A 15,169-nucleotide genomic window follows, 5' to 3' on the forward strand; every position below is an offset into this window, starting at 1 on the left:
ACCTTGTGGGAGAGTAGGACGCCGCCGGACTTAACGTTGCAACACCAGGAAACCCCTGACCAAGTTTTGGTCAGGGGTTTTCTGCGTTTCCAGGGTGGTCGGCCGGCGCCGCGGTAGGATCGTCGGGTCATGACTGCGCCATTCACCACTGCCTCCGGATCCGACATCCGCGTCCGATTCTGCCCGAGCCCGACGGGGACCCCGCACGTCGGGCTCATCCGCACGGCGCTCTTCAACTGGGCGTACGCGCGCCACACAGGCGGCAAGCTCGTGTTCCGCATCGAGGACACCGACGCCGCCCGCGACAGCGAAGAGTCGTACGCGCAGATCCTCGATGCGCTGCGGTGGCTCCGTCTGGACTGGGACGAGGGCGTCGACGCCGGCGGTGAGCACGGCCCGTACCGGCAGTCCGAGCGCACCGCGATCTACGACGACGTGATCGCGAAGCTCAAGGCCTCCGGCCACATCTACGAGTCCTTCGTCACCCCCGAGGAGATGGAGGCGCGCAACAAGGCCGCTGGTCGCGACCCCAAGCAGGGGTACGACAACCACGAGCGCGACCTCTCCGACGACGAGCGCCAGGCCTTCCGCGACCAGGGCCGTGAGCCGGCGCTGCGGCTGCGGGTGCCGGATCGCGACCTCAGCTTCGACGACCTCGTGCGCGGGGAGATCACGTTCAAGCAGGGCACGTTCCCGGACTTCGTCGTCGTGCGTCCGAACGGCAAGCCGCTGTACACCTTCACCAACCCGGTCGACGACGCGCTGATGGGCATCACGCACGTGCTCCGTGGTGAGGACCTGCTGTCCTCGACGCCGCGTCAGATCGCACTGTACGAGGCGCTGTACGAGATCGGGCTCGCGCCGTCGATCCCGGTGTTCGGTCACCTGCCGTACGTGATGGGAGAGGGCAACAAGAAGCTCTCGAAGCGTGACCCCGAGTCGAACCTGTTCCACCACCGCGCCGCCGGCATGATCCCCGAGGGTCTGGTCAACTACCTCGCCCTGCTGGGTTGGTCCATCGGTGCCGACCGGGACGTGTTCTCCATCGACGAGATGGTCGCGGCGTTCGACGTCACCGACGTGAACCCGAACCCGGCCCGCTTCGACCACAAGAAGGCCGAGGCGATCAACGGGGACCACATCCGACTGCTCGACGCGGACGACTTCCGCTCGCGCCTGGTGCCGTACCTGACGGAGTTCCTCGCCGACCCGGCCACCCCGGAGCAGCTCGAGGTCCTGACGAAGGCCGCCCCGCTCGTCCAGGAGCGTATGCAGCTCCTCGGCGAGGCGCCGGCGATGCTCGGCTTCCTCTTCACACCAGACGCCGACCTCGTGGTCGAGGACGACGCGCTCGCCTCGCTCAAGGGCGACACCGGAGCCGTCCTGCAGGCTGGGATCGCGGCGCTGGAGCAGCTCGACGACTGGCGGACCGAGGCGATCGAGGGGGCGCTCCGCACTGCGCTCATCGAGGGCCTCGAGCTGAAGCCGCGCGTGGCCTTCGGACCGCTGCGTGTCGCTGTCTCCGGACGACGGATCAGCCCGCCGCTGTTCGAGTCCATGGAGATCCTCGGCAAGGAGTCCACGATCACGCGACTCCGCGCCCTCGCGGACCGCTGAGCGCCCGACCGTGAGCAGTCCAGACGTGCCGGTGGTCCACGACGTCGCGGTCATCGGTGCCGGCCCCGCGGGGCTGAGCGCTGCGCTCAACCTCGTCCGGGCGAAGCGCACTGTGCTGCTCGTCGACGCCAACAGACCGCGCAACGCGGCGACCCTGCGCTCGCACGGGTTCCTGACGCGCGACGGCATCTCGCCGCTCGAGCTCCGGAAGCTCGGGCGCGCCGAGGTCGAGGGGTACGACGAGGCGACCGTGGTGCAGGCCGTGGTCGACCTGGTGGCCCCGGACGGCGACGCGTGGCGGCTGCACGGTACCTGGCGCGGTGCCGAGGTCGATGCCCGTGCGCGGACCGTGGTGGTCGCGACCGGCCTCCGTGAGGAGTTCCCGGCGCTGCCGATGCTCCGCGCGTTCTACGGGACGGCCGTCCACAGCTGTGTCGAGTGCGATGCCTACGACAAGGCCGGGGAACCGCTCGCGTTCATCTGCGAGACGGACGACGTCGTCGAGCGTGCGCTCCTCATCGGTACCTGGACCGACGACCTGATCGTGTACACGAACGGCGTCGCGGAGATCGACGACGCCGGGCATGCACGGCTCGCAGCTGCGGGCATCGTGGTCGACGAGCGCGTGGTCGAGGACCTCGAGGGGGACCGGAGCGGGATGACCGGCGTCCGGCTGGTCGACGGGCACGTGGAGCCGCGCTCCGGCGGGTTCGTCCGACCGACCTGGCACGCCGACCTCGACTGGCTGCAGGTCGACACGCCCGACCCGCGCGGGACCCTCGATCGCGACGCCTCCGGGCTCCTCGTCGTCGACCGGGCGGGCCGGACCAGCGTCCCTGGGCTGTACGCCGTGGGGGACGTGACTCCTCCGGGGCCGGAGCAGCTCATCGTCGCGGCCGGGCACGGGGCCGTGACGGCCGCTGCCGTCCACCGTGACCTCGTCGGTGGTCTCACGGACCTCCGGGATGCTGTACAGTAGTTGATCGTGCCCCGGACAACGGGGCCGGAAGGCCAGCAGGCCTTTTGGGGTATGGTGTAATTGGCAACACAGCGGTTTCTGGTACCGTCGTTCTTGGTTCGAGTCCAGGTACCCCAGCACTCGATGAACAGCCCCCGGGAGATCCCGGGGGCTGTTCTCGTTTCCCGGTGGTGATCGCGACGGCGTTCTTCGCGACGGCGTTCTTCGCGACGGCGTTCTTCGCGACGGCGTTCTTCGCGACGGCGTTCTTCGCGACGGGGTTCATCGGGAACTCGTAGCCGACGCAGAGCGGACAGCGAGGTTGCGCGGAACCGCACGATGGCCGCAGCCCGCGGGCGGTGTGCGACGTCACCATCCCGGCCCGGACGTGCGGGGCGGGGCCGAACCGCGCCTCCAGGCCGGATGCGGGACCCCGCACACGACGTGCGCCGTGTCGCGACCCGGCGGGACCCCGACGTACCGTCCGAGGACCGTCGCGGCATCGTGGCGGCACCACAGACGAGATCCCGAGGTGTCATCGTGACCTCTGCCGAACCGCTGACCGCCGTCCACCACTGGACCCACCACGCCGCCGTGCCCGCGGCCGACGACCACTCCGTCCTGGATCGCTGGGACCGTGTCGTGGCCCTCCACGGCGACGCGCCCGCACTCACCGGTGACGGCAGAGCGTTCACGTTCGCCGAGGCCGACCGCGCTTCGCGGGGACTCGCGACCGTGCTCGCCGAGGTGCTCCGTCCGGACGACCACAGCGGCGCCGGCGTCGAGTCGGTCGCCGGCGGTGCATCGAAGCCGATCGGCATCATGGCCGGGCAGACCACCGAGGCCGTGGTCGGGATCCTGGCACTCGCCCGGGCCGGCCGCACCGTCGTGGTGCTCGACGACCACCTGCCGCCCGCGCGGCTCGCGCACGTCGCACAGCTCGCGGGCGTCGACGAGATCGTCGCGGACGCCGATCGCGCCGTCGCCGCGGAGGACGTCGTGGCCGACCGTGACGGCCGGGTGCACGCGCTCGAGGAACTGCTGGAACGGGCCGAGCACGCCGCGGACGCGACGAGCGCGGCCGACCACGCCGCCGACGCGACGAGCGCGGCCGAGCACGCCGCCGACGCGCACGAGCCCAGCGGGCACACCGCCCCGCGCCCCGGCGGCCGGGACCCCCTCGTCCTCGTCTTCACCTCCGGGTCGACCGGGATGCCCAAGGGCGTCGCGATGACCCACCGCCAGCAGCTCCAGAACGCCGAGCAGGACGCCGTCGCGCTCGGCACCGGCCCCGCCGACCGGCTCGCCGTCGTGCTGCCGCTGTCCTTCGCCGCCGGGTTCCTGTTCGCCTTCGACACCCTGCTGTGCGGCGGGACGGTCGTGCTCCTCGACCCGCGCGACCTCGGCGTGGAACGGCTCCTCGGCCGACTGCGGACGGACGACGTGAACACGCTCGTCTGCACCCCGCACCTGCTCCGCTCGATCGTCGGGGCGCAGACCGCCCCCGGCGCGCAGCCGACCACACCCGCCGCCCGGCCGGTGCTCGGCGGCCTCCGCTACCTGATGACCGTCGGGGAACCCGTCACGGGCACCGACGTCGCCGCGGCCCGCCCGCACCTCGACGACACCACCGTGCTGTTCAACGGCTTCGGCTCGAGCGAGATGGGCTGCGTCGCGTACTGCCCGGTCTTGCCGACGGAACCGGTGCCGGAGGGCGTCGTGCCCGCCGGGTACCCGCTGCCGGGCAAGTCGGTGCGGGTCGTCCTCGAGGACGGCAGCCCCGCGGGGCCGGGGGAGACGGGCGAGCTCGTCGTCGTCTCCGACGGCATGACCGCCGGCTACTGGGGCGCGCCCGAGAAGACGGCCGAGCACGCCGGCACCACGGACGGCGCGGACGGCACCACGGACGACGAACAGGGCACCGCACCGGGCACACCCACCTGGCGCCAGGGCGACCTGGCCCGGCTCGACCCGGACGGCCGGCTGGTCCTGCTCGGCCGGTCCGACGACGCCGTGAAGGTCCGTGGCTACCTCGTCGAGCCGAGCGAGGTCGAGGCGGCGCTCCGCGCGAACCCCGAGGTGCACGACGCCGTCGTCACCGCGCAGGTCGACCCGCCGGCGGTGACCCGGCTCGTCGCGTACGTGGTCGGCCGCCCCGGACACCGCACACCCGCACCGGCCGCGATCCGCCGGGACCTCCGCGAGCGGCTGCCGGAGTACATGGTGCCGGCGTCGATCGTGCCGATGACCGAGCTGCCGCGGAACGAGCGCGGCAAGGTGGACCGGGCCGAGCTCCCGGGGGCTCCGAGCGTCGAGACCGAGATGGTCGAGGGCGAGTACGACCAGTGGGAGCTCGTCGTCGGTCAGATCTGGGGCGAGGTCCTCGGGCTCCGCGGCGTGCACCTCGACGAGGACTTCTCCGCCCTCGGCGGGGACTCGCTCTCCGCCGAGGAGATGCTCGCCATCGTCCACGACCGCCTGGGCGTCGACCTGCGGTCCTCCGAGGTGCTCGAGCACCCGACCCTCCGCGCGTTCGCACGACGGGTCCGGAACGGTACGAGCGCCCTGCCGAGCCACCCGGACGTCGTGAAGGTGTCCGAGGCCCGCGAGTCCGGCCGCCCGCCGGTGTTCTGCTTCGCGGGCGGCGGTGCCCTGGCGCTGACGTTCCTGCCGCTCTCGCGGTACCTGCCCGAGCACGACGTGTACGCCTTCCAGCAGCACGCCCTCGAGCGACGCGGGCTGCCGGACTGGAACATCGAGCGGAGTGCCCGCCGGTACCTGGCGCTGATGCGCATCGTCCAGCCACGCGGCCCGTACCTGCTCGTCGGCCACTCGCTCGGTGGACTCGTCGCACTCGAGGTCGCCCGGCTCCTCACCGAGAGCGGGGAGCAGGTCGAACACGTCGTGCTGCTCGACACGTACCTGCCGCGGACGAAGTCCGAGCTCGCGCGACTGCACTTCGGCCGGATGGCCCCGCGCGAGCAGTCGAAGACCGTCGTGCGCACCCTGCAGCGCGGGGTCGACCGTGCGGTGCGGCGCGTCCTGCCGGCCGGGGTGCCGTACGGCGACCTGTTCGTCAAGCGGCTCCGCGCGTACAGCGCCGGGGTGCTCCGGCACGGCGGTCAGAAGGACTTCGACGCGTTCTTCGACCAGGCCGAGATCGTCACGAGGCGGCATGCCCCGACGCCGTTCCACGGCCGGGCGACGTACGTGCTCGCGGACGCCAACCCGGACGCCGAGGGCTGGTCCGCGCTCCTGCGCGGCCCGACCGAGACCGTCCGGATCGCCGCGGAGCACACGTCGCTGCTGCGGGAACCGCACGTCGCGGACCTCGCGACGTCCCTGCGAACCGCCTTCGCGACCGAGGCCGCGGCCCGGGACTGACGCAGGACGACGACGGGAGGCGCGGTGCCAGCTGGCACCGCGCCTCCCGTCCGTCGTCCTGCGTGCGTCCACGGTCCGCAGGCCGCTGCGCCCGTCCGGCCGCCTGCGCGGTGTTGCGGGTTTCCGTATCCGCACCCGGGGGTCCGCAAGGGACCGCACCGCGCATTGACCCCCACCCCGCCCACGGCGATGGTTGGACCGCGGGGGAGAGTACCCACTCCTCCGCGCATCCCGGTGGCGTCGTACCCGCGCCCCGCCGGCCGGCGACGTTCCCTCGTCGTCGAGGCGTCGTCAGTGGACGCCCGTTCCTCCCTGAGACACACCCGACAGCAACCCTGACCCGACAGGACCGCGCCAATGCCCGCACGAACCGTCCGACCTGCAGACCCCCGGGTCTCCGTCGTCATCCCGGCACGGAACGAGGCCCGCAACCTCGAGATCATCCTCCCGAAGCTCCCGCCGGTGTACGAGGTCATCCTCGTCGACGGCAACTCCGTCGACGACACCATCGCCACCGCGCAGCGCGTGATGCCCGGCATCCGCGTCGTCCACCAGACCCGCAAGGGCAAGGGCAACGCCCTCGCCTGCGGGTTCGAGGCCGTCACGGGCGACATCGTCGTGATGTTCGACGCCGACTGCTCCGCCGACCCCGACGAGATCCCGCGCTTCGTGCAGGCGCTCGTCGAGGGCGCCGACGTCGCCAAGGGCACCCGCTACTCGCTCGGCGGTGGCAGCGACGACATCACCATCGTCCGCAACCTCGGCAACCGCGGCCTGAACCTGATCTGCAACACGATCCTCGGCACCCGCTACAGCGACCTCTGCTACGGCTACAACGCCTTCTGGGCCGACGTCCTGCCGGAGATCGGGCTGCTCTCCTCCGAGCTGCCGAAGCCGTCCGACGGTTCGATGCTGTGGGGCGACGGGTTCGAGATCGAGACCGTGCTCACCTGCCGCTGGTCGGCCGCCGAGCTCGCGATCACCGAGGTCCCGAGCCACGAGAAGCTCCGCGTGCACGGCACCAGCAACCTGAACGCCGTCACCGACGGCATCCGCGTGCTGAAGTCGATCATGCACGAGCGCCGTCGCGCCGCCATCGGTCGCTCCGAGGTCCGCCGCGCCGCGATGAGCGTCGTCCCGCCGGCCACCCAGCTCGCCGCCGCACCGGCAGCGCCCCTCGCCGCCGCCGGAGCCGCCCACGGCGGACCCCTCGGCACGCCCGTCGCCGCAGCCGCGGTCGTCGGCCTCGAGGAGGACGTCGCGTGACGAGCGTCGCGGTCGTCATCTGCGCGTACACCCAGCAGCGCTGGGGCGACCTGCAGGACAGCGTCGAGTCGGCCAAGCGCCAGCCCGAGGCACCCGAGGTCGTCGTCGTGATCGACCACGAACCCGAGCTCCTCGCCCGCGCCACCGCGCGCTGGCCCGAGCTCCGCGTCGTCCCGAACACCGAGGACCGCGGCCTGTCCGGCGCGCGGAACACCGGAGTCGCGTTGACCGACGCCGACGTCGTCGCCTTCCTGGACGACGACGCGACGGCCGACCCGGACTGGCTCGGACACATGCTCACCGCGCTCGAGGACCCCACGGTCGTCGGGGTCGGCGGTCGCGCCACGCCGTCCTGGCCGACCGCGACCGGCGCCGGCCCCTACGCCGACGAGCTGCTCTGGATCGTCGGCTGCTCCTACCGCGGCCTGCCCGAGACCCCCGGCGACGTCCGCAACGTCATCGGCTCGAGCATGGCGTTCCGGCGCGACGCGATCCTGCTCGCCGGTGGCTTCCGCTCCGGCATCGGCCGCGTCGGCAACCAGCCGCTCGGCTGCGAGGAGACCGAGCTGTGCATCCGCATCGCCCAGGCCCGACCGGGTGCACGCATCCGGCACGAGCCGCGCTCGAACGTCTCGCACCGGGTCTCCCCGGACCGCGTGACGATGCGGTACCTCCGTCGCCGCAGCTACTACGAGGGCATCTCGAAGGCCGTCCTCAGCCGCCGCGTCGGCACCGGTGACTCGCTCGCGAGCGAGTCGACGTACCTGACCAAGGTGATCCCCGGCGCGGTCGTCCGCGAACTCGGTCAGATCGGACGCGGTGGTGCGCTCCGCGCCTTCGCGATCGTCCTGAGCGTCGCCTCGACCGTCACCGGCTACGCCGTCGGCCGGGTCCTCGGCGGCGTCGTCGTCAGCACTCCCGCAACCCGTCCCGTCCCGCAGCCGGTGGGCACGAGATGACCCGCGCGACCCTGGCGATGGTCATCTCGCCGATCGTCACGGGAACGCTGTCCCCGACGTGGGACGGCGCCCTGTGGGTCGGCGAGGTGGACCGTGCCGACGTGCACGCGTCCAGCCACCGCGACGTGGTCGCTCTCGAGGGCGCTGCGGGCTACCGCCGCGCCCGACTGCTCGTCCGCGACCACGGCGAACCGCTCGGGTTCGTCGAGGCGGACATCACCGAGCACCGTCGCATCGGTGGTGCCATCGACGTCCGCACCCTGCAGCGCGCGATCCGGCCGATGCCGGTGCCCGAGCGACGGCCGACAGCAGGTCTGGTGCTGCCGTCCGTCACCGTGGTCCTCTGCACCGACGGTGCGGCCGGTCCGACGATGCGCTCCGTGCTCGCGAACACCCACGAGGACTTCGACGTGCTCGTCGTCTCGCACGGTGCCGACGACGGCGGCACCGCCACGGTCGACATCGACGGCCACCGCGTCACCACGATCGCAGCACCGGCCGGCGGACTCGCCGCCGCACGCAACGCCGGGCTCCTCGCCGCGACGGGTGACGTCGTCGCCTTCGTCGCCGAGGGCGCCGTGGTCGACGCCGGCTGGATCGGCGCGATCGCCGGTGCGTTCGCCGCCGACCCCGACGTCGCCTGCGTGACCGGACCGGTGCCGAGCGCCGAGCTCCGCACCCCGGCGCAGCGCTGGCACGACGACCGCACCCCGGCCGGGCGCACCCTGCGTCGCCGGGTGTTCCGGCTCGACGGCGGCGCCGACGACCTGCCCCTGCACCCCTTCGCCGCTTCCGCCTACGGGACCGGCGCGAACCTCGCCGTGCACCGCGCGACCGCGCTCCGGATCGGCGGGTTCGACACCGCCTTCGGACCGGGGACCAGCGTCGGTGGCGGCGACGACCTCGACCTCTTCACACGACTGCTGTTCGCGGGTTCCGCGATCGCCGTCGAACCGGCCGCGATCGCGTGGCAGCGGACGGCGGACGACGTCGCGTCGCTCCGCAGCGCCGCCGCCGCGCACGGCCACGGACTCGGAGCCTGGATGACCAAGAACGCACTCGACCGCGAGACGCTCGCCGCCTCGGTGGACGCAGCGCCCGAGGCCGTCAGCGCCTTCGCACGACTCGGCCTCGAGCAGGGCGACCACGCCGCGGCGGTGGGCGGCGCTTCCGGTGCCTCTGGTGCTTCGGGGGCCTCCGGTGCCTCGGGTGCCGCCGGCGCCTCCGGTGTCGACGCCGTCGACGCCGAGTTCGCGCAGACCACGCGGCGGCTCCGCGGCGTGGAACAGCGTTCCGTGGTCACCGCACCGTTCCTCGCGCTCCGCGAGCGACTCGACGGCGCCGGCACGATCGACCGGACCGCACACGGACGCCACGAGCTCCAGCGCGGGCTCGCCGAGGCCGGGCCGGCGCGACGCGTCGTCGACGGCGCGATGGGACCGGTCAGCCGGCTCGTCGCAGCCGGGATCGTCGTCCTCACGCTCGTGCTCGCCGCGGTCGGCACGGTCTTCGACCTGTCGGTCCTGCGGGGGAGCGCCACCGGGCTCTTCCTCTTCGCCCTCCTCGGCGTCGCACCGCTCCTGCTCCTCCGTCCGGTCTCCCTCGCCCGGTTCGCCGTGTTCGCCGTCACCGGGTCGCTCGTCGGCACGATCGGCATCGGCTACACGATGGCGACCTTCCACCTCTGGGCGCCGGTCGTGCCGTTCGTCGCGGTCATCGTGCTCACCGCGGCGGCGCTCGCCGTCGCGGTGCCCCGCGACGTCGCGGAACTCCGGCGAGCCGGCCTGGTGCCGCCGGTCGCCCGCCCGCGGTGGGGGACCACCGCCACGGTCACGACGCTGTCCGTCGTCGGACTCCTCGTCGTCGTCGTCGCAGCGCTCACACACATCGGCGACCCGGTGCCCGCCGGGCTCTTCGGCTCGCTCGGCCCCGGTCTCGTCATCGGCCTCGCGCTCGTCGTCGGTGCCGCCGTCGTCGCCCTGGTGCGCGGTCGCGGACTCGCCGTGCCGGTCGTCGTCCTCGGCGGCTCGATCCAGCTCGCCCAGGCGATCACCTACGGCGTCCCGACCGTGACCGCGGCCGCCCGGCACATCGGCGTCCTCGAGTACATCCGGCAGTACGGCGGCACGAACCCGGCCGCCGACATCTTCCAGACGTGGTCGGGGCTCTTCGCCGGCGGCGCCTGGGTCGCCGACATCGGCGGGATCGCGAACGCGATGCTCATCGCCGCCTGGGTGCCGGTCCTGCTGGCCTTCAGCACGACGATCGCCGTCGGCGTGCTCGCGGCGCACTGGCTGCCCGGTGACCGGCGGCCGTGGATCGCGGCGCTGCTCACCGCGATGACCGGGTCGCTCAACACGACCTACTTCTCCCCGCAGTCCGTCGGCATCCTGCTGTCGATCACGATCCTGGTGCTCGCGACGGGTCCGCTCCGCGACGCCGTGGTGACCACCGCCGACGGGACCGTCGGGGCGAAGCCGCGTGCTCGGAAGGTCCCGCTCTCGAAGATCCTCGCGATCACGCTCATCGGGATCGTGATGGTCGTCACGCACCAGATCTCGCCGTACCTGACGGTCGCGGCGCTGGTGGCGCTCATCGTGTTCCGCCTGGTGCGGCCGTGGTGGCTCCCCGTCGTCGTGCTCGTGCCGGCGGTCGCCTTCGCCGCGCTGAACGGCGACATCCTCGGTCGGTTCCTGTCGCTCGCCGCCGTCGGCCGAGTGCTCGACAACGTGCAGCCGCCGACGCACGACATGACGGTGCTGCCGAAGCCGCTGGTCACCCGGCTCGCCTTCGACATCCCGGCAGCGGCACTCGTGGTCCTCGGGCTCGCAGCACTGATCACCGTGCTGCTCCGCCGTGACCGCGTGCACTGGGCGCTCCTCGCCGCAGCAGCCAGCCCGATCTCGCTGCTCGTCGCGACGAACTACGGGCAGGAGGGCGTCTTCCGGGTCGTCCTGTTCGCCACCCCGTGGATCGCGATCCTCGCCGCCGCGCTGCCGATGCCGTCCGGTCGACTGGCCCCCGTCGGCGCACTCGTCAGCCGGGCGATGCGTCCGTCCGCCGTGCGCTTCGCCGTGGCGGGAGCCGGGATCGCCGCGCTCGTCGCGATCGGTGCCTTCGGCCAGACCTCGCTCGACTGGAACCGCGTGATGACCCGCAGCCAGTCCGAGGCCACGCAGCTGTACGACCGCACGGCGCCGAGCGGCTCCGTGATGCTCCTCACCGGTTCCGCGAACGCGGTGCCGAGCAACACCGGCGCCCGCTACTTCGACGTCGGGTACCTGTCCCGTGAGGCGCTCGGGGCCTACCCGTCCGGCACCGACTACGACGCGGCCGCGGACGTGTCCGACATGACCCGCGAGCTCGTCGAGAACTGGACCGCGACCGGGTACTACGCCCTCGTGGCCGAACCGTTCGGTGCCTACGACGAGCGGTACGGATACCAGAGCGACGCCGACTACCAGGAGCTCGCAGCGGCGATGGCCGACTCGCCCTACTGGAAGGTCGTCTGGTCGTCCGGTACGACCGCGATGTACGAACTGACGACGGAAGGGATGCGTCATGCAACCGAGTGAGCACAGACCGAGCTGGAGGGGACGTGCGGCGTCCGTCGCGGCCGTGCTCGCGACGGTCCTGGCGGTCCTCGTCGTCCCCAACCTCGACGCCGGGGCGGCCGACGCGGCCACCACGGCACCGGACTGCAGCGCCGGGCGGGTGCTGAACGTCATCGCGCACCCCGACGACGACCTGCTGTTCCAGGGCACCGCGCTCCGCGCCGACATCGAGGCCGGCCGCTGCGTGCGGTCCGTCGTGGTGACCGCCGGTGACGCCGGGAAGCCCGCCTGGTACTGGCAGGAACGCCAGACCGGGCTGCTCGCGGCGTACGCGAGCATCGCGGGTGTCTCCGCCGCCACGACGACCGGGTCGATCACGGTGGCCGGTCGGACGCTGCACACCGAGACGCTCACCGCCGACCCGCGTGTCAGCCTGGTGCTCATGGAGCTGCCGGACGGCAACGTCGAGGGCAACGGCTTCTGGGCGACCGGCTACACGAGCCTGCAGCAGCTCTACCAGGGCGCCATCCCCACCCTGCAGACCGTCGCGGACGCCACCCACCCCGCGCAGTACACCCTCGCGCAGCTCAAGGCGACGCTGCTCGGGATCGTGCAGGACTTCGCGCCGACGGACATCCACACCCTCGACTACCAGGGCCAGTACGGCGACGGCGACCACAGCGACCACCACACCGTCGGGTACCTCACCGACCAGGTGCAGCAGCAGTACACGGCCGCCCACGGCTTCACCGGGTACCTCGGGTACCCGATCGCGGACCGACCCGCCAACCTCACCCAGGCGCAGACCGATGCGAAGGCCGCGGTGTTCTTCACCTACGCCGCCCACGACAGCGAGACCTGCGCCTCGTGGGAGGCCTGCGCGGCACGCCCCGAGAGCACTTGGCTGAGCCGTCAGTACACGGTCGGCTCATCGGTGCCCACGACCCCCACGGACCCGACCGACACCCGGACGGACGTGACTGCGTCGGCGACGGTGTCGGCGAGTGCGGAGAACCCGGCTGACGGGCAGACGGCTGCGAAGGCGGTGGACGGTGTGGTCTCCGGCTACCCGGCGAACCCGTCGGCGGAGTGGGTTGCTCCGTCGGGTCGTGCTGGGACGTGGATCCAGCTGACCTGGGCGAAGGGGACGTCGCTGGATGCGATCGACCTGGCTGACCGGCCGAACGCGAACGACCAGGTCCTCGGTGGGACGTTGACGTTCTCGGATGGTTCGAGTGTGGCGGTGCCGTCGTTGGCGAACGCGGGGACGGCGCAGCGTGTGACGTTCGCGGCGCGGACGGTGACGTGGGCTCGGTTCACGGTGACGTCGGTGAGTGCTTCGACGGAGAACATCGGTCTGGCCGAGATCCGCGCGTTCTCACCAGCAGCCACCACCACCCCGCCGCCGACCCGGACGGACGTGACTGCGTCGGCGACGGTGTCGGCGAGTGCGGAGAACCCGGCTGACGGGCAGACGGCTGCGAAGGCGGTGGACGGTGTGGTCTCCGGCTACCCGGCGAACCCGTCGGCGGAGTGGGTTGCTCCGTCGGGTCGTGCTGGGACGTGGATCCAGCTGACCTGGGCGAAGGGGACGTCGCTGGATGCGATCGACCTGGCTGACCGGCCGAACGCGAACGACCAGGTCCTCGGTGGGACGTTGACGTTCTCGGATGGTTCGAGTGTGGCGGTGCCGTCGTTGGCGAACGCGGGGACGGCGCAGCGTGTGACGTTCGCGGCGCGGACGGTGACGTGGGCTCGGTTCACGGTGACGTCGGTGAGTGCTTCGACGGAGAACATCGGTCTGGCCGAGATCCGCGCGTTCTCACCAGCAGCCACCACGACTCCGACGCCGACTCCGACGCCGACGCCGACTCCGACGCCCACCCCGACTCCGACCCCCACGCCGACTCCGACGCCCACGCCGACCCCGACCCCGACGCCGACCCCGACCCCGACGCCCACGCTCCGTGACGTGACGTCGACGGCGAAGGCGACCGCGAAGTCGGACAACCCGGCCGACGGTCAGACGGTCGCGAAGGCCGTCGACGGTGTGGTCTCCGGTTACCCGGCGAACCCCTCTGCCGAGTGGGTCTCGCCGTCCGGTCGCACCGGCGTGTGGTTCCAGCTCGACTGGACCTCCCCGATCGCCCTGCAGCGGATCATCCTGAACGACCGCCCGAACGCGGCCGACCAGGTCACCGGTGGCACGCTGACGTTCTCGGACGGCAGCAAGGTCACGGTCGGGTCCCTGCCGAACGACGGCTCCGACCTCGTGGTCGACTTCACGAGCCGGAAGGTCACCTGGGTCCGGTTCACCACGACCAAGGTCTCGAACAGCACGGTGAACGTCGGGCTGTCCGAGGTCCGCGCGTGGGCAGTCGTGTGACCGGGTTCGGTGACGGGTTCCGACCCGTCGACGACCGGTCCGCGGCTGGCCACGGCGCGCCACCGGCGCACGGTGCCGGGTTCGCCCGGCACCGGTTCCCGCTCCGCACCGGAGCACGACGCGTCGTGCTCGCCGCTGCCGCCCTGGCGATCGCCGCCGGGGCGGTCGCCGCGTCCACCACCAGCGCCACCGGTGACGGTGTCGACCCGAGCGGAGTGACGATGCCCACGACCTCAGACGGCTCCGGGTGGGAGCGGGTGTTCTCCGAGGACTTCGCCCTGACCACGCCGAAGGGCGGCTTCGAGGCGGACTACGGTGACCGGTTCTCCGTCTACCACGGGTTCGCGGACACCGCGGGCACCGGCCGGTACCAGTCGTCGACGCTCACCGCGCACGACGGCATGCTCGACATGCGGCTCCGGACCACCAGGGGCGGCACCCCGCTCGCCGGCGGCGTGGTGCCGCTCGTCGACGGGCAGTGGGGCGGTCAGACGTCCGGGCGCTACAGCATCCGGATGAAGAGCGACGAGGTCGACGGCTACGGTGTCGCGGTCCTGCTCTGGAGCGACGAGAACGTCTGGGAGGACGGCGAGGTCGACTTCCCGGAGGGGGCCCTCGGCGCGCCGGCGTTCCTCAACGTGCACTGCCTCGAGGACCCCGCCGAGAAGTGCGTCCAGTACGAGACCGAGGCGTCGCTGGCCGACTGGCACACGTACACGATCGAGTGGACGCCGGCCCGGATGTCCTTCCTCATCGACGACCAGGTCGTCGGGACGACGACGGAGAGCATCCCGACGTCGCGCATGCACCTCGTCGTGCAGGCGGGGTCCAACGACGGGCAGCCCCCGAAGAGCGCGGACGGCTCGCTCCTGATCGACTGGATGACCATCGACGTCCCCGCCGACGGCGCCGAGCCGGAGGCATCGCTGCCGTCGGACGACTCGGCCGTGCCGGACGAGGGCAGCTGGACCGCCGACATGGCAGCGCCGCAGTGACGGCGCAGTGACGGCGCAGTGACGGCCAGTGACGGCCAGTGACGGCGCAG

General features: G+C 72.3%; 8 protein-coding genes and 1 tRNA gene. All 9 read left to right on the plus strand.

Annotated features, from left to right (window positions below):
- Window positions 1-129 precede the first annotated feature (129 nt).
- The 9 genes from gltX (at window position 130) to EDF19_RS16700 (ending at window position 15,119) form a co-directional block, all read left to right on the plus strand.
- Window positions 130-1,617 carry a glutamate--tRNA ligase gene (gltX, locus tag EDF19_RS16660; RefSeq protein ID WP_123681996.1) on the plus strand — a complete coding sequence of 496 codons (1,488 nt, stop codon included), beginning with the start codon at window positions 130-132 and terminating at the stop codon, window positions 1,615-1,617.
- A 10-nt stretch (window positions 1,618-1,627) separates the two neighbouring features.
- Window positions 1,628-2,596, plus strand: a complete 969-nt coding sequence (locus EDF19_RS16665) for an NAD(P)/FAD-dependent oxidoreductase (protein WP_123681997.1) — start codon at window positions 1,628-1,630, stop codon at window positions 2,594-2,596.
- Between the two features lie 45 nt (window positions 2,597-2,641).
- A tRNA-Gln gene (locus EDF19_RS16670) sits at window positions 2,642-2,713 on the plus strand.
- A 402-nt stretch (window positions 2,714-3,115) separates the two neighbouring features.
- On the plus strand, window positions 3,116-5,959 hold the full coding sequence (locus tag EDF19_RS16675) for an alpha/beta fold hydrolase (RefSeq protein WP_185022916.1): 2,844 nt from the start codon (window positions 3,116-3,118) through the stop codon (window positions 5,957-5,959).
- A 357-nt stretch (window positions 5,960-6,316) separates the two neighbouring features.
- Complete coding sequence (locus EDF19_RS16680; RefSeq protein ID WP_123681999.1) at window positions 6,317-7,225, plus strand: glycosyltransferase family 2 protein; 909 nt, start codon at window positions 6,317-6,319, stop codon at window positions 7,223-7,225.
- Window positions 7,222-8,184 carry a glycosyltransferase family 2 protein gene (locus EDF19_RS16685; protein ID WP_123682000.1) on the plus strand — a complete coding sequence of 321 codons (963 nt, stop codon included), beginning with the start codon at window positions 7,222-7,224 and terminating at the stop codon, window positions 8,182-8,184. Before EDF19_RS16680 ends, EDF19_RS16685 begins: the two co-directional genes overlap by 4 nt.
- Window positions 8,181-11,759, plus strand: a complete 3,579-nt coding sequence (locus EDF19_RS16690; protein WP_123682001.1) for a glycosyltransferase family 2 protein — start codon at window positions 8,181-8,183, stop codon at window positions 11,757-11,759. Before EDF19_RS16685 ends, EDF19_RS16690 begins: the two co-directional genes overlap by 4 nt.
- Window positions 11,760-11,802: 43 nt before the next feature.
- Window positions 11,803-14,124 (plus strand): PIG-L family deacetylase, encoded by a 2,322-nt coding sequence (locus EDF19_RS16695; protein ID WP_123682002.1) that lies wholly within the window; start codon window positions 11,803-11,805, stop codon window positions 14,122-14,124.
- Window positions 14,109-15,119 carry a glycoside hydrolase family 16 protein gene (locus EDF19_RS16700; protein WP_148071137.1) on the plus strand — a complete coding sequence of 337 codons (1,011 nt, stop codon included), beginning with the start codon at window positions 14,109-14,111 and terminating at the stop codon, window positions 15,117-15,119. Before EDF19_RS16695 ends, EDF19_RS16700 begins: the two co-directional genes overlap by 16 nt.
- Window positions 15,120-15,169: the final 50 nt, after the last annotated feature.

The sequence above is a fragment of the Curtobacterium sp. PhB115 genome, from assembly GCF_003752025.1.
Classification (GTDB): Bacteria; Actinomycetota; Actinomycetes; order Actinomycetales; family Microbacteriaceae; genus Curtobacterium.